At 76.3% G+C, this 21,107-nt stretch carries 25 protein-coding genes and 2 pseudogenes; 9 read left to right on the top strand and 18 right to left on the bottom strand.

Translation table 11 applies throughout. The features are described 5' to 3' along the window. The first annotated feature begins 134 nt into the window (after positions 1–134). Both J0910_RS14535 and J0910_RS14540 read left to right on the top strand, forming a co-directional pair. Positions 135–422 (top strand): ArsR/SmtB family transcription factor, encoded by a 288-nt coding sequence (locus J0910_RS14535; RefSeq protein ID WP_420159039.1) that lies wholly within the window; start codon positions 135–137, stop codon positions 420–422. A gap of 100 nt (positions 423–522) precedes the next feature. After that, positions 523–906, top strand: a complete 384-nt coding sequence (locus J0910_RS14540; protein WP_420159040.1) for a VOC family protein — start codon at positions 523–525, stop codon at positions 904–906. A 435-nt stretch (positions 907–1,341) separates the two neighbouring features. Here J0910_RS14540 and J0910_RS14545 read toward each other — a convergent pair whose 3' ends face one another. Continuing rightward, a complete protein-coding gene (locus J0910_RS14545) occupies positions 1,342–2,046 on the bottom strand; it encodes a TetR/AcrR family transcriptional regulator (RefSeq protein WP_420159041.1) in 705 nt (234 codons plus the stop codon). 485 nt (positions 2,047–2,531) lie between these two features. Continuing rightward, positions 2,532–3,488, bottom strand: a complete 957-nt coding sequence (locus J0910_RS14550; RefSeq protein WP_420159042.1) for an aminoglycoside phosphotransferase family protein — start codon at positions 3,486–3,488, stop codon at positions 2,532–2,534. A 266-nt stretch (positions 3,489–3,754) separates the two neighbouring features. Between J0910_RS14550 and J0910_RS14555 the strand changes: the two genes are divergently transcribed. Further along, a complete protein-coding gene (locus J0910_RS14555; RefSeq protein WP_420159043.1) occupies positions 3,755–4,096 on the top strand; it encodes a VOC family protein in 342 nt (113 codons plus the stop codon). A 151-nt stretch (positions 4,097–4,247) separates the two neighbouring features. On the opposite strand, the gene J0910_RS14560 is transcribed toward J0910_RS14555, so the two are convergent. Next, positions 4,248–4,928 carry a DUF4166 domain-containing protein gene (locus tag J0910_RS14560; protein WP_420159044.1) on the bottom strand — a complete coding sequence of 227 codons (681 nt, stop codon included), beginning with the start codon at positions 4,926–4,928 and terminating at the stop codon, positions 4,248–4,250. Continuing rightward, on the bottom strand, positions 4,925–5,692 hold the full coding sequence (locus J0910_RS14565; protein ID WP_420159045.1) for a hypothetical protein: 768 nt from the start codon (positions 5,690–5,692) through the stop codon (positions 4,925–4,927). Before J0910_RS14565 ends, J0910_RS14560 begins: the two co-directional genes overlap by 4 nt. Before the next feature lie 80 nt (positions 5,693–5,772). Here J0910_RS14565 and J0910_RS14570 point away from each other — a divergent pair. Beyond that, positions 5,773–5,844, top strand: a pseudogene (locus tag J0910_RS14570) (hypothetical protein); the annotation flags it as partial. Here J0910_RS14570 and J0910_RS14575 read toward each other — a convergent pair. After that, a complete protein-coding gene (locus J0910_RS14575) occupies positions 5,818–5,985 on the bottom strand; it encodes a hypothetical protein (RefSeq protein ID WP_420162129.1) in 168 nt (55 codons plus the stop codon). The pseudogene J0910_RS14570 and the gene J0910_RS14575 overlap by 27 nt on opposite strands. A 78-nt stretch (positions 5,986–6,063) precedes the next feature. Between J0910_RS14575 and J0910_RS14580 the strand changes: the two are divergent. Continuing rightward, positions 6,064–6,201: pseudogene (locus J0910_RS14580) on the top strand (IS30 family transposase); the annotation flags it as partial. A gap of 85 nt (positions 6,202–6,286) precedes the next feature. Here the strand turns inward: J0910_RS14580 and J0910_RS14585 are convergent. From J0910_RS14585 to J0910_RS14595, 3 genes are all read right to left on the bottom strand, one after another. After that, the gene (locus J0910_RS14585; protein ID WP_420159046.1) at positions 6,287–7,765 is read right to left on the bottom strand and encodes a catalase; all 1,479 of its coding nucleotides are present in this window, start codon (positions 7,763–7,765) and stop codon (positions 6,287–6,289) included. A 187-nt stretch (positions 7,766–7,952) separates the two neighbouring features. Then, positions 7,953–8,486 (bottom strand): NUDIX hydrolase family protein, encoded by a 534-nt coding sequence (locus J0910_RS14590; RefSeq protein ID WP_420159047.1) that lies wholly within the window; start codon positions 8,484–8,486, stop codon positions 7,953–7,955. Between the two features lie 261 nt (positions 8,487–8,747). Continuing rightward, positions 8,748–8,891: a GPGG-motif small membrane protein gene (locus J0910_RS14595; protein ID WP_420159048.1), complete on the bottom strand. Its 144-nt coding sequence runs from the start codon at positions 8,889–8,891 to the stop codon at positions 8,748–8,750. Between the two features lie 190 nt (positions 8,892–9,081). Here J0910_RS14595 and J0910_RS14600 point away from each other — a divergent pair, with 190 nt between their 5' ends. Together J0910_RS14600 and J0910_RS14605 are read left to right on the top strand one after the other, a co-directional pair. Continuing rightward, positions 9,082–9,414, top strand: a complete 333-nt coding sequence (locus J0910_RS14600) for a DMT family transporter (protein WP_420161995.1) — start codon at positions 9,082–9,084, stop codon at positions 9,412–9,414. Then, positions 9,407–10,000 (top strand): TetR/AcrR family transcriptional regulator, encoded by a 594-nt coding sequence (locus J0910_RS14605; protein ID WP_420159049.1) that lies wholly within the window; start codon positions 9,407–9,409, stop codon positions 9,998–10,000. The genes J0910_RS14600 and J0910_RS14605 overlap by 8 nt, the downstream gene beginning before the upstream one ends. A 175-nt stretch (positions 10,001–10,175) precedes the next feature. Here J0910_RS14605 and J0910_RS14610 read toward each other — a convergent pair whose 3' ends face one another. Beyond that, complete coding sequence (locus J0910_RS14610) at positions 10,176–10,700, bottom strand: lytic polysaccharide monooxygenase auxiliary activity family 9 protein (RefSeq protein ID WP_420159050.1); 525 nt, start codon at positions 10,698–10,700, stop codon at positions 10,176–10,178. Positions 10,701–11,349: 649 nt separating this feature from the next. On the opposite strand from J0910_RS14610, the gene ligD reads away from it, so the two are divergent. Further along, positions 11,350–12,291, top strand: a complete 942-nt coding sequence (gene ligD / locus J0910_RS14615; protein WP_420159051.1) for a non-homologous end-joining DNA ligase — start codon at positions 11,350–11,352, stop codon at positions 12,289–12,291. A gap of 27 nt (positions 12,292–12,318) precedes the next feature. Here ligD and J0910_RS14620 read toward each other — a convergent pair whose 3' ends face one another. From J0910_RS14620 to J0910_RS14655, 8 genes are all read right to left on the bottom strand, one after another. Then, positions 12,319–12,627: a thioredoxin family protein gene (locus J0910_RS14620; RefSeq protein WP_420159052.1), complete on the bottom strand. Its 309-nt coding sequence runs from the start codon at positions 12,625–12,627 to the stop codon at positions 12,319–12,321. A 41-nt stretch (positions 12,628–12,668) separates the two neighbouring features. After that, positions 12,669–13,358, bottom strand: coding sequence for a class I SAM-dependent methyltransferase (locus tag J0910_RS14625; protein ID WP_420159053.1), 690 nt, complete (start codon positions 13,356–13,358; stop codon positions 12,669–12,671). Next, positions 13,355–13,891 (bottom strand): hypothetical protein, encoded by a 537-nt coding sequence (locus J0910_RS14630; protein ID WP_420159054.1) that lies wholly within the window; start codon positions 13,889–13,891, stop codon positions 13,355–13,357. Before J0910_RS14630 ends, J0910_RS14625 begins: the two co-directional genes overlap by 4 nt. A 422-nt stretch (positions 13,892–14,313) precedes the next feature. Beyond that, positions 14,314–15,267, bottom strand: a complete 954-nt coding sequence (locus J0910_RS14635) for a CPBP family intramembrane glutamic endopeptidase (RefSeq protein ID WP_420159055.1) — start codon at positions 15,265–15,267, stop codon at positions 14,314–14,316. After that, on the bottom strand, positions 15,264–15,587 hold the full coding sequence (locus J0910_RS14640) for a winged helix-turn-helix domain-containing protein (RefSeq protein ID WP_420159056.1): 324 nt from the start codon (positions 15,585–15,587) through the stop codon (positions 15,264–15,266). The genes J0910_RS14635 and J0910_RS14640 overlap by 4 nt, the downstream gene beginning before the upstream one ends. Next, positions 15,584–16,009, bottom strand: a complete 426-nt coding sequence (locus tag J0910_RS14645; RefSeq protein ID WP_420159057.1) for a hypothetical protein — start codon at positions 16,007–16,009, stop codon at positions 15,584–15,586. The genes J0910_RS14640 and J0910_RS14645 overlap by 4 nt, the downstream gene beginning before the upstream one ends. Before the next feature lie 622 nt (positions 16,010–16,631). Continuing rightward, positions 16,632–17,330: an HAD family hydrolase gene (locus J0910_RS14650; protein WP_420159058.1), complete on the bottom strand. Its 699-nt coding sequence runs from the start codon at positions 17,328–17,330 to the stop codon at positions 16,632–16,634. A gap of 180 nt (positions 17,331–17,510) precedes the next feature. Then, positions 17,511–18,029, bottom strand: coding sequence for a hypothetical protein (locus J0910_RS14655; protein WP_420159059.1), 519 nt, complete (start codon positions 18,027–18,029; stop codon positions 17,511–17,513). A gap of 338 nt (positions 18,030–18,367) precedes the next feature. Here J0910_RS14655 and J0910_RS14660 point away from each other — a divergent pair, with 338 nt between their 5' ends. Then, positions 18,368–19,645, top strand: a complete 1,278-nt coding sequence (locus J0910_RS14660; protein ID WP_420159060.1) for a GAF domain-containing protein — start codon at positions 18,368–18,370, stop codon at positions 19,643–19,645. A 324-nt stretch (positions 19,646–19,969) separates the two neighbouring features. Here the strand turns inward: J0910_RS14660 and J0910_RS14665 are convergent, their stop codons facing one another. Continuing rightward, positions 19,970–21,043 (bottom strand): 2-aminoethylphosphonate ABC transporter substrate-binding protein, encoded by a 1,074-nt coding sequence (locus J0910_RS14665; RefSeq protein WP_420159061.1) that lies wholly within the window; start codon positions 21,041–21,043, stop codon positions 19,970–19,972. Positions 21,044–21,107 lie beyond the last annotated feature (64 nt).

Here is a 21,107-nt window from a genome sequence, read left to right on the forward strand (position 1 = left end):
GGTAGCGCCTCGGCGCCCCGCGGTGGGGCGGCCGAAGGGAACCCCTACGACCCGAATCGCGTGCACTTCTGAGGCGCCTCGCCGAGCTGCGCGAACTTTGACAGGCAAGTGACTACTTGCATATGCTCGCCGGTGTGGGTGACATCTACAAGGCCCTGGCCGACCCGACCCGCCGGGCGATCCTCGACGAGCTGTGCGAGCGCGACCGCCAGACGCTGTTCGAACTGTGCGGCCGGCTCACCATGAAGCACGGCCTGAGCTCGTCCCGGCAGGCGATCTCCCAGCACCTCGACGTCCTGGCCGCGGCCGGGCTGATCGGGGTGGAGCGCGAGGGCAGGTACAAGTTCCACACCATCGACACCTCGCCGCTGCGCGCGATCGCCGAGCGCTGGCCGCTCCGCGGCGGCGGGGAGGGGCCCTGACCCCGCGCCCGAGGGGCCGGCCGCGCACCGGCGGGCCCGCCCTGAAGACCCTGATCCCCAGGCCCGGCCGGAGGCCGGGACCGCGTACCGAGGAGGCCCGATGAGGATCTATGTGACCAGCGTTTTCGTCGACGACCAGGCCAAGGCGCTGGACTTCTACACCCGCGTGCTCGGCTTCGAGAAGAAGAACGACGTCCCGGTGGGCGGGGCGAGGTGGCTGACCGTCGTCTCGCCCGAGGACGAGGACGGCACCGAGCTGCTGCTGGAGCCGGACGGCCACCCCGCGGTCGGCCCGTACAAGCGGGCGCTCGTCGCCGACGGCATCCCCGCCGCCTCGTTCGCGGTCGGCGACGTGCGGGCCGAGCACGAGCGGCTCAGCGCACTGGGCGTCCGCTTCACCCAGGAGCCGGCGGAGATGGGCGGCATCACCGCCGCGGTCCTCGACGACACCTGCGGCAACCTGATCCAGATCGTCACCCTCTGAGCTTGTTCTTCAACCTGGGCGGGCGTGGTGCTGCTTCAGGCTCATGGCGCGTTCGGCCGTCTTTCCCGCGTCATGGTGCGGTGCCCGGCGCCGGTTCTTCGCCCCTCGGGGGGTGCCCGGGGCCCGGAGTCGGGGGTTCGGGGGCACCGGCGGGACGGGCCGCCTCCGCGCGGGCGTCGCGAAAGCCCCGCCCGCGCCCGCGCCGGGCTCGACCGCCCCGGTAGCCGGGGCGGCTCCCAGGGGCGGGGCAGGTCCTCGGCGGCCGGGGCGGGCGGAGCCGGGTGCGGGCGGCGATCACGAGCCACGCCCACCGGTCGGCCGCCTCGGTGCTCCGGCCGCCCCCGAGGTTGAAAACAAGCTGAGCCGCGGCCCCGGGGCGGCCCTTCCGATGGGGAGGGCCGCCCCGGGGCGCCTCCGCCTCCGCGGCGGGCAGGGTCAGGGCGCGGCCGGCGCCTCCCCGCCGTCGCCGCCGGGGGAGGCGGGGCGCCGGGCGGAAGACCTCCCCTGCGCACCGCCGGCCGCACCGCGCAGCCGGGCGCGGACGGCCCGGCGGGTGACGGGTCCGAGGTCGTCGAGCACGGCGACCAGGTCGCCCAGGCGCTCCAGGGCCTCCAGGGCCCGCTCGGCCCCCTCGTGGTCCACCCCCTCGTACAGCTCCAGGCCGATGAAACCCGAGGCCAGCACCCTGGCCAGCCCGCGGGTGTCGACCAGGCCCTCGATCGGGGTACCGGGCACCACCCGGTCCAGCACCCCCTCCAGCTCGGCCGCCCACAGCTCCAGCCCGGCGGCGGTCGCCGGCGCGAGCCACGAGCGGGTCTGCGCCCCCGCCAGCAGCTGGGCGAGCGTGGCGACATGGCCCGCGTCGCGCTCCTCGGCGTGCAGGTCGCGCCCGAGCCGCACCAGCTCGGCGAAGGACCCCACCTCGGCGAAGCGCGGCCGGTAGTGGGCCACCCGCTGCTCGGCTCCGTACCGGCAGGCCGCCGCCAGCAGCTCGTCCACGCTGCCGAAGTGGTAGAAGACGAGCCCCTGGTTCACCCCGGCGGCGGCCGCGATGCTGCGCGCCGAGGTCTTGGCGATGCCGTTGCGCACCAGCGCTTCGAGGGCTCCGGCGAGGAGCTTGGTCCGGGTGTCCTCGCTCATCAGATGTACGGGCGCGGCCGTCCTCGCGGGTGCGGGGCGCCCTCTCCCTTCCTGCCGCGTGGCCTACAGCTCCCCGGCAGGATATGGGACCTCGCGGGGCGGCCGCGCCGGGCCGGGGGGACGGCGCGGGGTGTCCGCCGGGGCCGGCTCCGGTCGCCGCAGGAGAGGAGGGAGGGCGGAACGCCCGCACCGGGGCCGGCGAGCCCCGCCGCCCGGGACGGCGGGGCGCTGCCCCCGCCCTCTCCGGTGGGAAGCCGGTGGGAAGAACGGTGGAGGCCCGGGTCCGATCGGGCGGGGAGCGGTTTCTTCCCCGCCGCTCTCCTCCGGGGCGTGGTGCCGGGGCCGTCGCGGCGGCCCCCGTTCGGCCGCATGGGACGACAGGGGCGCGGGGAGGCCGCCGGCCGGGCGGCGGCCTCCGGCCCTCCGCCGGAAAGAGCGGGGGAGGACCGGGGCGCCGCTCCGGCGGGAGTGCGGCCTCCCGCAGGTCAGAGCCGCTCGGCGGAGCGGGCCGCCGCGGGGGCGGAGCGGCCCAGCAGGGCCCCGGCGATGGCGACCTGGGCCGGGTCCAGGGCGGTCTTCCCGTCCTCGACGTCCCACAGCGCGTTCTGCAGCACGCGGCCGAGCGTCCAGCCGGTCGCCCGCCCCCGGTCCAGCCCGAGGACCTCGGTCAGCCGGTCGAACCGGCCGAGTACCGCCCGGCCGGGGTCGCCGGTCGCCACCGCCTCGTCCCACCGGTTGTCCAGCGCCGGAAGCAGGTCGAAGCCGGGGTCGCCGGCCAGCGGCTCGGGGTCGATGGCCAGCCAGGGCTCCCGCTCCGCGGCGAGGACGTTGCCGTAGTGCAGGTCCCAGTGGAGCAGCCGGTCGCCGGGCTCGGCGACCAGTTCGGCCACGGCGGACGCGCAGGTCCGCACCAGCCGGCGGTCCGCGGGGTCGCGCAGCGCGGAAGCGGCCCCGGGTGCCCGGTCGAGCATGGCGCCGGCGACGCCGGCCAGCGAGCGCAGGCCTGCGGGGGCGGGCACCGAGGTCAGCCGGGCCAGCAGCTCGGCCAGGACCTGCACGGCGGCGCCGTCGTCGGCCACCGAGGACAGCGGGCGGGACGCGTCCAGCCGCTCCAGCAGCTGGCCGCCGATCGCGTCGTCGCCGTCGAGCAGCCGCACGATGCCGTCGCCCCGCCAGGTCCGCAGGCCGATGGAGGCGGCGGTGGCCTCCTCCCGGGGCTGCTGGAGCCTGAGGGCGGCGGGCGAGCCGTCGGCCCGGCGCACCGGGAGCACGATCGAGGCCATGCCGTGCGCGGTCGGGCCGTCGGGGCGCAGGTCCCAGCGCTCCAGCAGCTCGGCGCCGGTGCGCGGGAGGGAGGCGAGCCAGGCGCGGGCCTCGGCGCCCTGCTCGGGGTAGGACGCGGTGAACGCGTCCGGGACGTCGATCGGGGTCGGTGCGGTCATGGCGGAGGACTCCTTCGCGGGTTTCCGGATCGGGATGCGGCGGGCGAAGGAGGCCGCGGAGGTGCCCGGGCACCGGGCAGGGGTCAGAGCATGGCACGACCCTAGCGGCGGGAGGCGCGGCGGGGGAACCGGTTTTCCGGGGCCCGGGACCCGGAGCGGGACCCGCCGCGCTTCCCGCCGCCCGGGCCGGCCCCGGTGCGGCGGGAACGTCGCGGGTACGGCAGAGGACGGGAGCGGAGGATCCGCCGACCCGTGGAGGGGCGACCATGACCGTGGAGCCGTTCGCAGGCGTCCCCGTCACCGACTACGGCGCCGCGCTGGCCTGGTACGAGAAACTGCTCGGCGCGCCGCCGGCGCTCCTCCCCAACGACACCGAGGCGGTGTGGGGGCTCGGGGAGGGCAGGTGGATCTACATCGAGGTGCGGCCCGGGCACGCCGGCCACGCGATGCAGACGGTGTTCGTCGACGACTTCGACGCCCGCCTCGCCCGGATCGCCGAGCGGGGGCTGGAGCCCGCGCACCGGGAGGCCTGCGAGAACGGCGTCCGCAAGGCGGTCTTCCACGACCCGGACGGCAACGAGACCGGGTTCGGCGGCGACCCGCTCTGAACGGCGCCGCCGCCCCCGCCCCTCCCTGGCGATCTTGACGTTGCGGGGGTGTCAGAGCACCCTCACACCCCCGCAACGTCAAGATCATCGCCCCTGGGGCGGCACCCGGCCCATCGGCGGGCCGGCCGGGGCCGTCCGCGCCGGGGCGCGGTCAGTCGCGGGCCTCCTCGCGGGCCGGGCGCAGGTGCGCGGGGAGCGGGCGGCCGCCGGTGCGGGGGTGCTCGGCGGTGAACGACCCCCGGTAGCCGAAGACCGGGCCGAGCAGCGGGTTGGTGACGCGCACGCTGATCCGGAACCGGCCGTCCCGCTCGTCGTAGTGCTCCCGGACCTCGGCCGCCCCGCCGAGCGGCGCGGGGACCCCGGCGTCCAGCGGGCCCTCGCGGAACCGCAGCGGACCGGACCGGATCACCAGGCCGCCCCGGCCGTCCGGCTCCGGGAACAGGTCGCAGGCCAGGTGCTGGTGGGTGCCCAGGTAGTCCACGATGCAGCCCCGCTCGGGGCTGTAGACCATGGCGGCGTCGAACCGCCGGGGGCGCCCGGGCAGCAGGAAGGTCCGCACGAAGGTCACCGCCTCGCGCCCGCGGGCATCGGTGTAGGGCACGTTCTCGATGGTGAAGGGCACGTCCCGCCCGGCCCTCGGCACCAGGACGTTGCGCACCGCGCCGAGTGCGAGGAACGGGCGCACGGCCGCGCCGCCGTGCCAGATCCGGTCCATCGTGCCGCGGCCGATGCAGGAGGCCCCCGAGTCGAGCCCGGCGGAGAAGCGCTGCCGCAGCCGCGGGTGGAGCCGGTCGAAGCCGTCGCCCATCGCGCGCTGGAACAGGGAGGTCACGGTCGGGTCCTTCCGGTTCGGAACGGTGGCCGGCGGCGGGCGGAGGGCGCCTGCGCCGGGGTGTCCGCGGCGCGCTCCAGGAGGCCGAGGAGCGCGGGAGGGGCGGGCGCGGTCCGCTCCGGAGGCCGGCGCAGGCAGCGCCGGGCGGCCGGGGTGGCGGGCAGCGGGGGCAGCAGCAGGGCGGCGGCGCAGACCGCCGCCGCGGCGGGCGGGGGCGCGGCCGCCAGTGCGGCGGCGGCCGCCGCCGCGCGCACCGCCGCCTCGGCCAGCGCCCGGCGCAGCGCGGACTCCGGGCTGATCCCGCGCTCGCACCAGAGCCGCAGCCGGTCGAAGGACCAGGCGGTGGCCCAGCCCATCAGCGGGCGGAAGGCGAACCGGTCGGCGAGCCGGCCGGCCCGGCCCCAGCGCGGCCGGTAGTCGTAGCCGGTCAGGAAGCGCACCCCGCCGGAAGCGGGGATGTAGCGCCAGTATCCGCGCCCCTCGGCGATCAGGGAGAGCGGGTGGGACGAGGCGAAGCGCAGGGCGGAGGTGCGGGTGCCGTCCGGGCGGCGCCGCTCGCCGGCGCTCACCCCGGTGCCGGTGACGCGGACGAAGGGGGCGACGCGGGTGGCGTAGCGGAACCGCGCCGGTTCGCTGAGCAGCCGGGGCAGCGGGCGGATCTCGGTGAACCGCAGGTCCCAGCGGCAGTGCTCGGCGGGGTCCTGGGTCCGCTCCCAGAGCAGGCCGAGGCCGGCCCGGATGCGCGCCTCGATGTAGATCCCCATGCGCCGCCCCTTCCCGCCGCCCGATTTGAGCGGTCGCTCAAAAGAACCGTACGCGGATTTGAGCGATCGCTCAAGTGCGGGTGCGGCCGATCCCGGTCTACTCCTCGGACAGGGAGCGCCATCGGCTACACCGAGGCGGTAATCGGCGGTTGAACAGCGTGCTCTGCACGGCTGCCCTCGTGCGGAAACGCTTCCACTCTGGCGCGCGAGAGCTGCTTGCGCGGCACGAACCGGCCAAGGGGGCTCGCGGAGCTCGACGGATTCTCCAGCGCCGTCTGATCGACGTCATCCACCGGGCGATGCTCTCGGATCGCGCTTCCTGGGGTCACCGGATCACTCAGTGCCATCTCGCTGCTTGCCATAGAAGCGTCGACGGCCTGCTCAGGCAGTACTTCCCCAAGGGGACCGGCCTCTCGGCGCACTTGGCCGAGGAGCTGGAGGCCGCGGCCGCCGAGCTCGGCCCGCGGCCACGCAGAACGCTCGGCTGGGACACCCCAGCCGAGCGCCTGGCAGGGCACGGCAACCGGCAGCGGTGCTGCGACGACCCCTGGAATTCACCGCGGAGTCCCCGGGCCCTTCCTCGCGGAGCGCCGGTCAGCCGCCGCGGAGGGCGTCGGCGACCCGGTCGCCGGTCTCCCGGTCGATGCCGCGCCAGTACTCCAGGGCCCGGTCGGCCACCTTGCCGTCGGTGACCGCGCCGATGTGCCCGGCGATGTTGGAGACCAGCCGGTCGCGGGCGGCACCGTCCAGCACGTCCCGGATCAGGGTCCGGGGCTGGACGAAGTCGTCGTCGTCGCGGTGCGCGCTGTAGGCCTCCCGGACGATCTCGCCGGCGTGCACGGCCCAGGAGGCCGGGTCGGTGCCCTCCTGCACCGCGGCGTCGGGCCCGCCGTAGGAGTTGGGGTGGTACACCGCCCCGGTGTCCGGCGGGTGGGAGCGCATGCTCCCGTCCTTGGAGTAGGAGCGGACCGGCACCTGCGGCCGGTTCGGCGGCAGCTCGTTGTAGTTGACCCCGATCCGGTAGCGGTGCGTGTCGGCGTAGGAGAACATCCGGGCCAGCAGCATCTTGTCCGGCGACGGTCCGACCCCGGGGACCAGGTTGGACGGCTCGAACGCGGCCTGCTCCACGTGGATGAAGAAGTCCTCGGGCACCCGGTTCAGCGTCATCCGGCCGACCTCGATCAGCGGGTAGTCGCCGTGCGGCCAGACCTTGGTCAGGTCGAACGGGTTGAACCGGTAGTCCGCGGCCTCCTCCAGCGGCATGATCTGCACCTTGAGCGTCCAGGACGGGTACTCGCCCCGGTCGATGGCGGCGTACAGGTCGCGCCGGTGGTGGTCGGCGTCCTCGCCGGCCAGCGCGTCGGCCTCGGCCTGGGTGAGGAACTCGTTGCCCTGGTCGGTCAGGAAGTGGTACTTGACCCACACCCGGCGCCCGGCGGCGTTGACCCACATGTAGGTGTGCGAGCTGAAGCCGTCCATGTTGCGCCAGGTCCGCGGGATGCCGCGGTCGCCCATCAGCCAGGTCACCTGGTGCGCCGACTCCGGCGACAGCGACCAGTAGTCCCACTGCATGGTGTGGTCGCGCAGCCCGGTGCGCGGGTCGCGCTTCTGCGAGCGGATGAAGTCCTGGAACTTCTGCGGGTCGCGCATGAAGAACACCGGCGTGTTGTTGCCGACCAGGTCGTAGTTGCCGTCCCGGCTGTAGAACTTCAGCGCGAAGCCGCGCGGGTCGCGCCAGGTGTCCGGGCTGCCCTGCTCGCCGGCGACGGTGGAGAACCGGGCCAGCATCGGCGTCTCCCGGCCGGGCTGGAACACGTCCGCGCAGGTGTACTCGGAGACGTCGTTGGTGACCCGGAAGGCGCCGTAGGCGCCGGCGCCCTTGGCGTGCACCACGCGCTCCGGTACGCGTTCCCGGTTGAACTGCGCCATCTTCTCGATGAGGTAGATGTCGTGCAGCACGATGGGGCCGTCGCGCCCCACCGAGAGCGACTGCTCGTCGCTGGGCGCGGGGGCGCCCGCGGTGGTGGTGGTGATCGGGTTTCCGTTCTGGGGCCTTCCGTATCCCTCGGTCATCTGTGGCTCTCCCCCTCGGAGCGGGTGGACGCGCTTGGTCGGGCGGCATGCGCGCGGGCGCCGCCCCGGGGAGGGCGGCGCTCGGGGCACGTCTGCACCTGTCTACCCGTACCCGGGTCAAGCCACGGTGCGCCGCGGACCAACGTCCCTTGGGGCGGGCGCGCCGCGCGGCGCGCCCGCCCCGCCGTCAGGGCAGCCGGCCGGTGTGCGCGAGCGCCTGGCGGACCAGGACGCCCTGGCCGGCCGCCATCTCCTGCTGCACGTCCGGGCCGGCCGCCTCCTCGGGGGTGAACCAGACCAGGTCGAGGGCGTCCTGGCGGGGGCGGCAGTCGCCGGTCACCGGCACCACGTAGGCCAGTGCGACGGCGTGCTGGCGGGGGTCGTGGTAGGGGGTGGTCCCGGGGGTGGGGAAGTACTCCGCGACGGTGAAGGGCTGCGGCGTCGCGGGGATGCCGGGCAGGGCCATCGGCCCGAGGTCCTTCTCCAGGTGGCGCAGGAGGGCGTCGCGGATCCGCTCGTGGTAGAGCACCCGCCCGGAGACCACCGCCCGGCTGATCGTCTGGTCGGGCCCGGCCTGCAGCAGCAGGCCGACGCTGGTCACCGCCCCGGTGTTGTCCACCCGGACCGGGACCGCGTTGACGTACAGGATGGGCAGCCGGTCGCGGACCCAGTCCAGCTCGTCGTCGGAGAACCACCCGGGGACGGTGTCGATCGAGGTCACCAAGAATCGGCCTCTCCTGCTCGTCGTCGCTCCGCCGGTCGGGGACCGGCCGGGGCCCCGCTCTTCCGCCGCGGGGCCACGGGGAGAGGGTACGCGCCCCGCTCCGGGACCGGGTGCGCCCCGGCGGGAGTGTCCGTGATCGGAGGGGGCGGAGCCGGCTCAGCGGCGCCGCCGGGAGGAGCGGCGCGGGGCGGAGGGCCGTCGCGCAGGCGCCGGTCGAAGGCCTCCGCCCGTGGCGGGGAGGCCTTGCGGAGAAGGGCCTCAGAGCCCGACGAAGCCGCCGCTGGGCGCCAGGATCACGCCGACGACGATCAGCACGATGCCCCACAGCATCTGGCGGCGGAGCAGGGCCGCGACGCCGGCGACGATGAGGACGATTCCGAGGATCAGCAGAAGTAAACCCATGTCATTGAGCGTGCCCGCGGCGGTGGGCGGCTAACGCGATCGGGCCGGGCGGATGTCCGCCGGCCCCGGTCGGCGGTGCCGCCGCGGGGCTCCGGGCCGGTCTCCGCGCGGCCGGACTTGACGGGGGGAGGCCGCTCGGGCCTAGAATCTGGAGCAATTGCTCAGGTTTTTTCGGATGGGGGTGTGCGCGATGCCGTGGCTCTGGCTGGTCGGGGCGATCGCCGCCGAGGTGGCGGCGACGGTCTCGTTGAAGTTCACCGGCGGGTTCACCCGGCTGCTGCCGTCGGCGCTGGTGGTGCTCTTCTACGGGACCGCCTTCTACCTGCTCTCCCAGGCGCTGTCCCGGGGGATGGCGCTCGGCGTGGCCTACGGCGTCTGGGCGGCCTCCGGGGTGGCCCTGCTCGCGCTGATCGGCGCGCTCTTCCTCGGGGAACCGCTGACCTGGGTGCAGATCGGCGGGGTGCTGCTGGTCGTCGGCGGGGTGCTGGCCCTGGAGATGGGCGGGCAGGCCGGGCATGCCTGAGCGGGAGGAGGCGGAGCGGATCACCGACGGGCGCCGGCGCAAGGGCGAGCGGCGCCGGCGGGAGCTGCTGGAGGCCGTGCTGCGGGTCATCGTGCGCGACGGCGTCGCCGCGGTCACCCAGCGGGCGGTGGCCAAGGAGGCCGGGGTGCCGCCGAGCGCGGTGCTCTACTACTTCGCCACCGTGGACGAGCTGCTGGTCGCCGCCCTGGCCAGGGTCAACGACGACTACATCGAGCGGGTGCGGGCGCTGCCCGAGGAGCCCGGAGCGGCGCTGCGCGGCCTGGCCGAGCTGATCGCGGAGGCCGCCGACAAGGAGCGCGCCGCGGCGCTCGCCGAGTACGAGCTCTACCTGATGGCCGCCCGCCGTCCCGCGCTCCGCGCGGAACTGCACCGGTGGAACGGGTGCCTGGACGTGCTCGCGCTGCGCTGCGCCGGCCCCGACCCGGCCGGCCGGGCCGCGTTCACGGCGGCCGTGGACGGCCTGATGATGCGGACGTTCGTCGAAGAGGGGCCGACCGATCCGGAACGGGTGCACGCGGCGCTCCGCCGCCTGGCCCCGGGCGGAGCCGGCGGCCCGGCCCGCTGACGGGCGCCTCCGGCGCCCTTCCCCGCCGGTCCCGGCGGCGCCGCCGCCCCGGTCGCCGCCCGTGCGGACGGCCCGCCGGGACCGGCCCGGGGGAGCGGGGGACGCGCCGGCGCCCCGCCCCCGGGGGGCAGGCGGGGGCGGGGCGCCGTCAGGGAGGGGGCGGGGCCGCCGCGGGTCAGGCGGCGCCGACGTTGACGTCGATGCAGGCGTAGAAGGCGTTCGCGGTGTCGGCGATGTTCCACACCGCGAGGATCTTCGTCGGGCCGCTCTGCCCGCTGAGGTCGACGTTGTGCGTGACCGACGAGCCGGGGCGGGCCCCGCCGTCGTCGATCACGGCGACCCGCTGGCCGTCGGCGAAGTACTCCCAGGTGCTGGTGGCGTGCCGGGCGGTGATCGTCCAGGTGAAGTCGAGGGAGCTGCCGACCGGGTGGACCTCCCAGCCCTTGGAGTCGTCGTCCAGCTCGGCGAAGCGGGAGTTGCCGCCGCTGCAGCTGCTCAGCCCCTTGGGGCCCTCGACGCTCTGCGGCTCCCACTTGATGCCGCCGCACTCCACCGTGCCGGCGGCGCACTGGGCCTGCCGGCTGGCCGGGGCGGAGACGTATCCGTGGGCGTTGGCGGCCGCCGCGGGCAGCAGTGCGAACAGCAGCGGTGTGGCGGCGGCGACGGTCGCGGCGGAGACGGCTTTTCTTTTCAGGCTCATGTTCGGCCCTTCCGAGGTGTTCCGCGTTTCCGGGCCGGCCGGTGATTCGAGGCTGCGCGGCCGTCGGCCGTCCGGAGGTGCGCGGTAGCGGGAATGAGGGATCGCGGCCCGGGGCCGATCGGAAGCCCCGCAGCGGTGCTTCCGGTGCGCCCGCAGGAGAGGCCGCGGGCATGCGGAAGCGGCCGGCCGCAGGGCGCCGCGAAGCGTGCGCCCGGACTGTCGAAGGCGCGCGTTCCCGCCGGTCGCAAGGGGGTAGGCGGCAATGGAAGGGGGCGAGAGCGGGTTCGCGTCCTTCGATTGGTCTAGACCGTAATGAGGCGGCCACAAGCGGTCAAGGGGGAATGGCGCGAACATCGCAGAGAAATATGGCGAAAATTTCACCGGTCGCGGCGGAGAATGGCCTGATGGGCGACTGGTATCGCCCGGCAGGAATTCTCGGAAGCGCTGCGGAGCGGGGCTTCCTCCCTTTCCGGCCGAGGTCCGGTCTGCTCGGGGACCGCCCCTTCGGTCAATGCGGTCCAATTGTGCGCTGCAAAAAGGGTGATACTCCTGTCGCCCCCGGGTGACATGCGGCCGCAGGGCCGCCCGGCCGGGGCGGCCCCCGCGAGGCGGATGTGGCGATAGGCGACAAGGCGGGTACAAGGGGGATATGTCCGGAGGAAGGCGGTCGCCTCGGGCCGGCGGATCGGTCGTCGAACTGCACCACCCCGACAAGGAGCTGTTCGGCAAGGGCGGGGTGACCAAGCGCGAACTGGCCGACCACTACCTGCACGCGGCCCCGGTCATGCTGCGCCACCTGCGCGGGCGCCCGATCGCCGTGCAGCGCTGGCCGCACGGCATCGAGGACGGCGGCGGGTTCTTCGTGAAGAACCGGCAGCCCGGCACGCCCGACTGGGTGCACTCGGCCCGGGTGCCGAGGGAGAGCGGCGACGACGACGCGGACGTCCTGATGTGCGACGACTCGGCCACCCTGGCCTGGCTCGCCGACCAGGACGCCTTCCCGCTGCACATGTGGCTCAGCCGGGTCGACCGGCCGCGCAGGCCGGACCGGATCGTCTTCGACCTGGACCCGCCGGAGGGCTCCGCCCCGGACGGTTCCGCCGCCTTCGACGCGGTGCGCGCCGCGGCCCGCGACATCCGCGCCGAACTGGACGACCTGGGGCTGATCGGCTACCCGATGACCACCGGGTCGCGCGGTGTGCACGTGGTCTGCCCGATCCGCCGCGAGGTCGACGCCGACGACGCCAAGGACTTCGCCCGCGCCGTCGCCGAGCGGGTCGCGGCCCGCCGCTCCGACGAGCTCACCGTGGAGCAGCGCAAGGACCGGCGCCGGGGCCGGCTCTTCGTCGACTACCTGCGCAACGGCTACGCCCAGCTCGCGGTGGCCCCCTACGCGGTGCGCGCCGCCCCCGGGGCGCCCGTCGCCACCCCGATCTCCTGGGAGGAGCTGGGCACCATCTCCGGCTCCCGGGCCTGGACGGTCCGGACCTTCGGCCGCCGCGCCTCCGCCGACCCGTGGAAGGACTTCGCCCGCCGCTCCCGGTCGCCCCGCGCGGCCATGAAGCGCCTGGAGGAGCCCGCCGAGGAGTGACCCCTCCGGGGGAAGCGCCCCGGCCCGTCAGCCGCGGTGCCGGCCGAGCGCCCGTGCGGGCGCCGCGGTGTCGGGCACCCCTCGTGGGCCCTCCGGCGCCGGATAGAGGCGGCAGGACAGGACCGGGGAGAGGGTCCCGCCGGGGAAGAGGCCGCGCCCGCCGGCGCGGAACGTGGGCGAACCGGGGAAGCCCGGCTCCCGGGCCTCCTCCGCGGTGTCCACCGCGCGCGCCGCCGCGTTCAGCGGCAGCCCCGCGGCCGCCGCGGCCTCCGCGAGGCGCTCCTCGGCGGCGTACCGGCTCGGGCAACCGGTGGAGTAGAGGAGTCCGGCGTCCACACCCCCATTGTGCACCGGCCCCGTCCGCCGTCCGGGGCCGGTCACCCGGCCGGGACCGCCCGCACCCACACGTGGTCGCCGGTGAGGTAGGCGTCCACCGCCAGCCCGGCCTCGGCCAGCGCCGCCTCGAACGCCTCCCGGGTCAGCGGCCGGGACAGGAACGTCTGCGTCCACCGCGCGTCGGGGAACTCGTACTCGGCGAAGACCCGGTGGACGCCGGGCGAGACCGGGGAGCTGGACGCGATCCGCACCCTCCCGCCGCCGAACTCCCTGGTCCTGGGAACCGAGGTGTGGGCGTCGTAGGGCTCGCGCTGGAGGAGCACGCAGCCGCCGTCGGCGACGTGGCGGCGGCAGGCGTCCAGCATCCCGCGGGCGACCCCCGGGTCTCCGCTGTGCACCAGGAAGGAGCAGAGCAGCACCGCGTCGAAGCGCTCCCCCAGGTCGAGGTCCTCGATCGGGGAGCAGACCGTCGCCGCCCCGGCCACCCGCTCCAGCATCTCCGGGGACTCGTCGACGGCGGTCACCGCGAAGCCGCGCTCCACCAGCGGGCGGGTGACGCGGCCGGTCCCGCAGCCCAGCTCCAGCAGGCGCGCCCCGGTCGGCACGGCCGAGGCGATGACGTCCGGCTCGCTCTCCGCGGGGAGCCGGGCGTACAGCTCGACGGCGCACCCGTCGGGGGTGATCGCCCCGGGCCCGGTCCCGCCGAACCCCGCACGGACCACTCGCTTCATCGGAACTCCTCGGGACGGCCCCCGGAGCGGCGCCGGGAGGCGGCGGGCCCTCTGCTCCCCGGCGCGGCGGACGCGGGCCGGCCCGGCCGGGTTCCCCTTCCTGCTGCGGCCTCCGGCCGCACAGGGCGAAGGATACGTTCCGCGGGCGCCGCGGGGGAGGCCCTCTCCGCCGGAGGGCGGGCCGTGTCCGCCGCCCGGGCAGGCGCGCCGGGGAGAGGCGCACGCCGGGCCGGCTGCTCGGCGCCGTCCAGGATCTCCTCGGCCGCCCACCTGGCCGGGATCGGGGCCGGGGTGATGCCGCTGTGCGTCGCGATCGTGTACAGCCGGGCCCCCGGGTCGGCGAACCCGCACACCGTCAGCCCGTCGGCGGGCGGCGCGCGCCGCCCCGCCCGGACCTCGGCCACCTCGGCGAACTCGCCGCCGACCAGCACCTCGCCCAGCCGCTCGCGCAGCGCCCCGGCCGCCGGGTCGGCGCCGGGGCGGTGTAGCCGAGGAGCCCACCGCTGCCGACCCGGGGCGTCCGGGTCGGCCATCGGCACCGGGTGCCCCGCCCTGGCGCGCAGCGCCTCGGTGCGGCCGGGCTCGGCGGCCCACTTCAGGTGCCCGGTGGCGCGGAACCACCGCGGGCCGCCGCTCAGCTCCGCGTCCAGCTCGTGCTGGGCGCGGAGCCCGGCCGGGTTGAGCTCGAAGTGGCTCTGCGGCTCCTTGCCGTGCGCGTTGACCCGGGCGAACGTGGTCCCGGTGGTCCGGCGCCCGGCCGAGACGCCTCGACGGCGGTCGCCCGGGTCCCCCGGACGGCGAACTCCCGGTCGGCGGCCGGCCCGACGGCTCCGGCCCCGATGACGGCGACGTGCAACGCGATCCCCCGTGTCCTCTCCTGCCGCGCGCGGCCCCGGGCCCGCGCCCCCGTCGGCGAGTCCGGACCAGGGCCCGGCGCCCGCGCACGGCGGGGAGGTCAGGGGCGGCGTGCCGGGGTGCGGGCGCGGCGCAGCGCGGCGGCCCCCGCACCCGCGGCGATCAGCGCGGCCATCACCGCCCAGCCGGGCCACCCGGTCGCGGCCGCGTCGAGCGGGTCGGTGCGCGGTTCCGCGGCGGCGGGCAGCAGGCCGACGGTCAGGGCCAGGTGGTTGAGCGAGGCGTGGCCGACCGCGGCCGGCCAGACCGTCCCCGAGCGGAGCCGCAGCCAGGACAGCAGCGCGCCGGCCAGGACGCACAGCGCGGTCATCGCGGCGATCCCGGTGAGACCGGGGCGGCCGTAGAGGTGGCCGAGCAGCACCATCGGCGTGTGCCACAGGCCCCACACCAGCCCGCAGGCCAGGACCGCCGGAACCGTGCCCAAGGGCAGCAGCCGGGGCAGCAGGAAACCGCGCCACCCCCACTCCTCGCCCAGGCAGAACGGCAGCGCGACCAGGGTGTACAGCGCCCCCGAAGCCAGCGAGAGCAGCACCAGCGAGGAGGCCGGTGCCCGGTCGCCGCCGGGAACGGCCGCACGCAGCCCGGACAGCCCGGGATCGATGGGGAGGACGTCGGCCGCGGCCGCGACCGGGACGGCGGCGGCGGAGACCGCCGGGAACAGCACCAGGCCGAGCAGGCAGTAGCCGACGGTCCGGCCCAGCGGGCGGACCGGGGCCAAGCCGGTCGAGCGGGCGAGTCCGCCGGTCCGCCACACGGCGGCGGCGGCCAGTACGGCGGCGCTCGGAGCGGCCTGCATCCCCATCAGCAGCCAGGGGTAGCGGGGGTCCTCGATGCCGCCGCCGGCCCAGGCGGGGGCCATCGCCAGCCAGCCCAGCGCGTAGGCGGTGGTGCAGAAGAACAGGACGGGGCGCCAGAGGACCCGGGCGGGCGGCGCGGCGTCGGTGGAAGAGGGGGCATGGGCGGTCTCCCGGGGGGTGGGGCGGGAAGGGGTCACTCCCCGTCGGGGGCGGGGAGTGCGCCGCCCTCGGCGATTTCGCGCAGGGCGGCGATGTGCCGGGCGAAGGCGGTGCGGCCCTCGGCGGTCAGCGCGAGGAAGGTGCGCGGCCGCCGGCCGACCGAGGACTTGCGCACGGTGACGTAGCCGGCCTTCTCCAGGGTGGAGACCTGCTTGGACAGCGCGGAGTCGGAGACCTCCACGGTGTCGCGGACGAACCTGAAGTCGGCCTCCCGGGCCGAGGCGAGCGCCGCGACGATGGAGAACCGCACCGGGGCGTGGATGACGTCGTCCAGGCGGGCGCGCGGGTGGCGGGTCACGCCGGCCGCCGGGCCGCGCGCAGCGCCGCCGCCCCGGCGGCGAGGAAGGGCAGCGCGGTGGCGGCCGCCGCCGGCAGCCACCAGGAGGCCTCGCCCGGGAAGGCCGTCATGCCGACGGCCAGGGCGGTGGCGTACAGCGCGCCCCAGGCGGCCATGGAGCCGGTGTGCCAGGCGGCGAAGCCGCGCGGGCTGACCGGCTGCCGGACACCGTAGACGGTCAGCGCCAGGAAGGCCGCGATCAGGACCCCGGTCGCGACCCCCGGCCCCCAGGGCGCGGGGGACATGCCGATGGCGAAGGTGCAGGCGACCGAGGCGACGGCGGCCTCGGCGCAGAACCCGGCGTACCAGGTTCCCCGGCGGCGGACCCGCTCGGTGATCCCGTCGGCGGTGGAGAGGTCTCTCAGGGCTTGCTCTCGGTCCATGGGGGCTCCTCGTCTCTCGGATTGTTCCAAGAGTGGCAACTACTTTCCAATTTGGCAAGTTGATGTCGCCATGGAAAGTCAGGGGTGCGGGGGAGGCGCGGCGGCGATGGCGGCGGGACGTCTCACCGGAGGCGCTCTCGGCACTCGGATCGGCCGCGCCGCCCTCCGCACCTCGGCCGGCCCGGCCCTCCGCGGCGTGTCCGCTGCGGCCTGCGTGTCCGCCGCGGCCTGCGGCGGCGCGGCCGCAGGGGCTCTCGGGGAGCGCTTCTGCGGGGATCGGGATCGCGGCGGTGGACGCTTCCGCAAGGGCCGCGGCGAGGGCGTCCGCGGCCGGTCCGCCGGGCCGCGCGGCCTTCCCCGGAGGCCCGCCGCCGGGGCTGATCGGCGGGCCCCGCGGCGTCCGGCAGGCGGTACCGGTCGCCTGCGCGGCGCCTCCGCCGGTCCTTTCCCCGGCGGGGCCCGCTCGGCGGACCACCGCCATCGGGAGCGGCGGGGGTGCCGGCGGGCCCCGGCGAGGGCCGGCCTCATCCGGACCGCCGGCGATCCGGCGGGGTACCGGACGGCACGGGGGCCGGGCCGGCGTCCTTCCGCTCCGGGCGCCTGCCCCGCGCGGGTGCGCCGCTCACCGCCCGGGGACCGGCGGCGCCCCCTCCGCGCAGGTGAGCAGGGCCTCCACGGTGCGCACCGGGTCGGGGCCGGAGGCGTCCGGCGGGTCGAACGCCGAGGGGAAGCGCGACTCCACGTGCGCCGACCAGGCGGCCGACAGCCCGGCCCGGCGGGCGCCGTGCACGTCCCAGCCGTGCGCGGTCACCAGCGCGACGCGCGCCGGATCGGTGTCGCAGCGGTCGGCGGCGTGCAGGTAGATCCCCGCCGACGGCTTCCACCGGCCGGAGGCGTCCGCGCTGACCACCGCCTCCACCTCCGAAGCGAGGCCGGTGCGCTCCAGCAGCGCGAGCACCACCGCCTCCGGCGCGTTGTCCAGGGCGATCACCCGCGCCCCCGACTCGCGCGCGCGGGCCAGCGCCTCCCCGGCGTCGGGGCGCGGGTCCAGCTCGGCCACCGCGTCCACCAGGGCCTCGGCCGCGGGCCGCCCCACCTGGTGGCCGGTGACGTCGTCGAGCGCGGCCAGCGCCAGCTCCCGGAAGGTGCGCAGGCCGCCGGCGGCCGCCAGCGCGAAGGCGTCCCGCAGCAGGTGGTCGCTCCACCGCCGCATCAGCACCCGGGGCACCCCGGCCTCCCGGAACCGCCACTCCAGCGCGTCCATCGGGACCAGGGTCTCCAGGACGTCGAACGCGATCACGGCCGGACGGGGAACGGACACGCTTGCCTCCCGGTGACGTCCCCCGGGCGGCTTCCGGTGCGTCGCGCCCGCGGGGCTGGTGCCCTATCTCCTTCCCCGCCTTTCCGCGCGGCGCAACCACCCCCCCGGGGGGTCCGGACCCGGCCCCGGGAGCCCCTTCCCGGACCCGCGGGGGAGCGGGCCGGCGGGGCGCCGCGCCGGTCACCCGCCCCCGCCGGCCCCCTCTTCCCGCCCGCCCTTCCGCGGGCCGGGCTCGGCGTCGACGCCGCGGGGCCCGCCCTCCTCGGCCGGGGCGGAGGGCGGATGGGGGCGGCAGGAGAAGCAGTCCATCACATAGACCCGCTCGCCGGAGACCCGGCCGACGAAGCGGCCCGGGACGCCGTCGTCCCCGGGCGGGCGGTCGGCGATGGCCTGGTACTCGATCCGGCCGGAGAACTCGGCGTCCTCCTCCTCGAAGGTGGTGCCGGAGCAGTCGACCCGGAGGACGCCCTCCTCCTCGGGGGCGGCGGAGCACTCCAGCCGGCCGGAGATCGGATGGCCCTTCCGCTCGAAGGCGGCCTCGGCGCGCGGCCGGACCAGGGAGGCGGAGAGCCCGCCCGCCGCGGCCCGCGCGGCCTCCGCGTCGCCGGCGGCCGCGCAGCCCGACAGGGGCAGCGCAGCGGCCGCGGCGAGCAGGGCCGGGGCCGTCCAGGCCGGGAGGCGGGGGCGGCGAGCACGCATCGGGGACCTCCGTTCGCGAACGTGGCCGGTACAGGCGCACACCGGCAACTATCACGCAGCGTTTCGGCCCGCTCGCCGTCCGCCGCAGGGGTGGCGGCGAAAGAAACGGGAAGGATCCGGCAAAGTCCGCCCGCTCCGCCGGTGGAACCGGAGGAGCCGCCGCCGTTCCCGCGGCCCGGTGCGCGCCCGAGGTGCGGAAACGGCGCCCCCGGCGGCCCCCGGCGGTCCGACCGGCGCAGTGCGGCGACCCCGGGTTGCCAGCCGGGGCGCGGGCGGAAAGGATGTGTGCTCCGAGGCGGGCCGCGGGGGAGCCCGCCGCAGAGGGGGGAGGGGGAGAGGTGCGCGCTGACCGGCTCGACACCGCTCTGCCGGCCGGGACCGACCCGGCGCGCCACGCGCGCCTGCTGAAGCGGGTGCACGAGGCGGCGGTCTCCGGGGGGAGCCCGCCGGTCCGGCCCCGGCCGGTGATCGAGGACTCCTGGGGGCGGATGCGCGGCCACGGGGTGGACCCGGAGCGGGGCCGGCCCTCCGCGGAGCTCCGCTACGAGCAGCTCGTCACCCACCGCGAGGCGTCCCCGCTGGCCGAGGTGGTCCCGCTGATCAGCGGGTCGCTGCTGGGCGCCGCCGAGGACGCCGGGCACGTCATGCTGGTGACCGACGCCAGGGGCTGCATCCTGTGGCGGGACGGCTCCGACCCCATGCGCCGGCTGGCCGAGGGCGCCGGCCTGGTCGAGGGCGCGGTCTGGGACGAGGCCGCCACCGGCACCAACGCCATCGGGACGGCGCTGGTCGTCGGCCGGCCGGTCCAGGTCTACTCGGCCGAGCACTACGTCCGCGGGCTGCACCGGCTGACCTGCGCCTGCGCACCGGTCCGGGACCCCCGCGACGGGCGGGTGCTCGGCGCGATCGACGTCACCGGCCCCGCCGCGACCGCGCACCCCTCCACCCTGGCCCTGGTCAACGCGGTGGCCCGGCTCGCCGAGTCGCACCTGCGCGAGCGGCACCACGACAACCTGGAGCGGCTGCGCGCGGTCGCCGCCCCGCTCCTCGCCGGCCTGCGGGAGAAGGCGCTGGTGGTCGACGAGAACGGGTGGACCGCGGCGGCCGTGCACACCGAGCCGGTGCGCCGCGTCGCGCTGCCCCGCCGCATCCCGGGCTCCTCGGTGTGGCTTCCGGAACTGGGCGAATGCCTCCTGGAGCCGCTGCCCGGCGGCTGGCTGGTGCGGCCCGGCGGCGGTGAGGCCGCGCCCGCCACCCGGGTCGTCCTGGACCTGGCCGGCCCGCCGGAGATCTCCCTCAGCGGCCCCAGCGGGCAGTGGGCGCACCGGCTGTCGGTGCGCCACGCCGAGGTGCTGTTCGTGCTGGCCCGCAACCCCGGGGGGCGGAGCGCCGCCGGGCTCTCGGAGGACCTGTTCGGCTCGCCGGCGCACGTGGTCACGGTGCGCGCCGAGATGTCCCGGCTGCGCCGGCGGCTGGGCGGCATCCTGGAGAGCCGCCCCTACCGGTTCAGCGAGCGGGTCCAGGTGGAGCTGCGCGGCACCGCCGACGCGTTCTTCCTGCCGGAGTCGCAGGCTCCGGCGGTCCGGGCGGCCCGTGCGTCCGCGGCCGGACCGTGACACTCTGTAGTTCTCATGCAACCCGTTGCAACCTTTGCGGGGTGGTGCGAACCGCGGTGAACTGGGACCCGTCGGCGGGAGGGATCCGCCGGCCGAAGACCGCGTCCGCCCGTGCCCGTACCTTGAGGGGGGTTTCGGGAGTGTGCACATGGGGGGACGTCCCAAGGCGGCGGCCCGAGGCTTGGGGGAGCACTCGGGCCGCCGCCTCACCCGCGCCCCGGACCGGTGCGCCGAGCCGGGCGGAGAACCTCTCGGGGGCGCCGCCGGAAGCCGCCCCGAGGGCCGCCCCCGCTCCGGGGGAGGGGCCGGCCGCCCGGGGCCGGCTCAGCTGCCCGTCGCCTCCTCCCACGCGCTGACGTAGGCGTCGAAGTTCTCGTCGACCTCGACCCAGTCCGGGGAGAACACCTCGACGCCGTCCATGATCTCGGCGAGCCGGTCGGCGTTGGCGCCGTCCGGCTCCACGTCGGTGCGGACCGGGAAACCGCCGCCGACCTCGCTGACCTGCTCCTGGACCTCCTTGGAGAGCAGGTGGTCGAGGAAGAGCCGGGCGTTCTCGGTGTGCGGGGCGCCCTGCACCACCCCCGCCGAGTAGGGCAGCGAGAGCGTGCTCGGCGCCTCGCCCTCCTCGGCCGCGGGGAAGAAGATGCCCTGGGACGGCATCGACTCCATGTTGGCGAAGTTCATCTGCACGTCGCCGTTGGCGATCAGCAGCTCGCCCTTGTCCACCTTGGGCGCCAGCGCGCCGGTGGAGGAGGACGGCCCCACGTTGTTGGCCTGCAGGTCGCCCAGGTACTCCATGGCCGGCTCCAGCCCGCCGAAGTCGTGCATCGCCTTGAGCATCACCGCCGTGCCGTCGCCGGCCACGCCCGGAGTGGAGTACTGCAGCCGCCCCTCGTACTCCGGGGCGAGCAGGTCGTCCCAGGTCTCCGGCGGCTCCTCCAGCTGCTCGGTGTTGTAGATGAAGCACAGGTAGTTGTCGACCACCGCGGTCCAGGACCCGTCGGGGTCCTTGGCGTCCTCGGGGACCTTCTCCGCCCCCGCGGGCTCGTAGGGAGCGAGCAGGCCGCGGCCCTGGGCCTGCTGGATGAAGGGCGGCAGGGTGACCAGCACGTCGGCCTGGGTGTTGGCGGACTCGCGGGTGAGGCGCTGCACCACCTCGCCGGAGCCGCCCTCCACGTACTCCACGCGGATGCCGGTCTCCTTCTCGAAGTCGGCGAACACCTTGTCGAAGAAGCCGTCTCCGGACTCCAGGCGCAGCCCGTCGGCGGAGTAGACGGTGACCACGTCGGGGTCGTCGGCGGTGCCCCCGGAGCATCCGGTGAGCGCGGCGGTCAGGCCGAGGGCGAGGGCGGCCGCCCCCAGGGCGGCGGTGCGCGGGTTCCGATCGGTCGCGGGCATGGCGGTTCTGTTCAGCCTTCCGTGCGGTGGGCGGTGGAGAAGAGGGAGGACGAGGACGGGGGGG

It is taken from the genome of Nocardiopsis oceanisediminis, from assembly GCF_048595525.1.
GTDB lineage: Bacteria > Actinomycetota > Actinomycetes > Streptosporangiales > Streptosporangiaceae > Nocardiopsis_A > Nocardiopsis_A oceanisediminis.

What these genes read in the sequence shown, in the direction of transcription:
- J0910_RS14540 (WP_420159040.1), top strand. Translation starts at nt 523, where the DNA reads ATGAGGATCTATGTGACCAGCGTTTTCGTCGACGACCAGGCCAAGGCG.
- J0910_RS14545 (WP_420159041.1), bottom strand. Translation starts at nt 2,046, where the DNA reads ATGAGCGAGGACACCCGGACCAAGCTCCTCGCCGGAGCCCTCGAAGCG.
- J0910_RS14550 (WP_420159042.1), bottom strand. Translation starts at nt 3,488, where the DNA reads ATGACCGCACCGACCCCGATCGACGTCCCGGACGCGTTCACCGCGTCC.
- J0910_RS14555 (WP_420159043.1), top strand. Translation starts at nt 3,755, where the DNA reads ATGACCGTGGAGCCGTTCGCAGGCGTCCCCGTCACCGACTACGGCGCC.
- J0910_RS14565 (WP_420159045.1), bottom strand. Translation starts at nt 5,692, where the DNA reads ATGGGGATCTACATCGAGGCGCGCATCCGGGCCGGCCTCGGCCTGCTC.
- J0910_RS14585 (WP_420159046.1), bottom strand. Translation starts at nt 7,765, where the DNA reads ATGACCGAGGGATACGGAAGGCCCCAGAACGGAAACCCGATCACCACC.
- J0910_RS14595 (WP_420159048.1), bottom strand. Translation starts at nt 8,891, where the DNA reads ATGGGTTTACTTCTGCTGATCCTCGGAATCGTCCTCATCGTCGCCGGC.
- J0910_RS14600 (WP_420161995.1), top strand. Translation starts at nt 9,082, where the DNA reads ATGCCGTGGCTCTGGCTGGTCGGGGCGATCGCCGCCGAGGTGGCGGCG.
- J0910_RS14605 (WP_420159049.1), top strand. Translation starts at nt 9,407, where the DNA reads ATGCCTGAGCGGGAGGAGGCGGAGCGGATCACCGACGGGCGCCGGCGC.
- J0910_RS14610 (WP_420159050.1), bottom strand. Translation starts at nt 10,700, where the DNA reads ATGAGCCTGAAAAGAAAAGCCGTCTCCGCCGCGACCGTCGCCGCCGCC.
- ligD (WP_420159051.1), top strand. Translation starts at nt 11,350, where the DNA reads ATGTCCGGAGGAAGGCGGTCGCCTCGGGCCGGCGGATCGGTCGTCGAA.
- J0910_RS14625 (WP_420159053.1), bottom strand. Translation starts at nt 13,358, where the DNA reads ATGAAGCGAGTGGTCCGTGCGGGGTTCGGCGGGACCGGGCCCGGGGCG.
- J0910_RS14630 (WP_420159054.1), bottom strand. Translation starts at nt 13,891, where the DNA reads ATGGCCGACCCGGACGCCCCGGGTCGGCAGCGGTGGGCTCCTCGGCTA.
- J0910_RS14645 (WP_420159057.1), bottom strand. Translation starts at nt 16,009, where the DNA reads ATGGACCGAGAGCAAGCCCTGAGAGACCTCTCCACCGCCGACGGGATC.
- J0910_RS14655 (WP_420159059.1), bottom strand. Translation starts at nt 18,029, where the DNA reads ATGCGTGCTCGCCGCCCCCGCCTCCCGGCCTGGACGGCCCCGGCCCTG.
- J0910_RS14665 (WP_420159061.1), bottom strand. Translation starts at nt 21,043, where the DNA reads ATGCCCGCGACCGATCGGAACCCGCGCACCGCCGCCCTGGGGGCGGCC.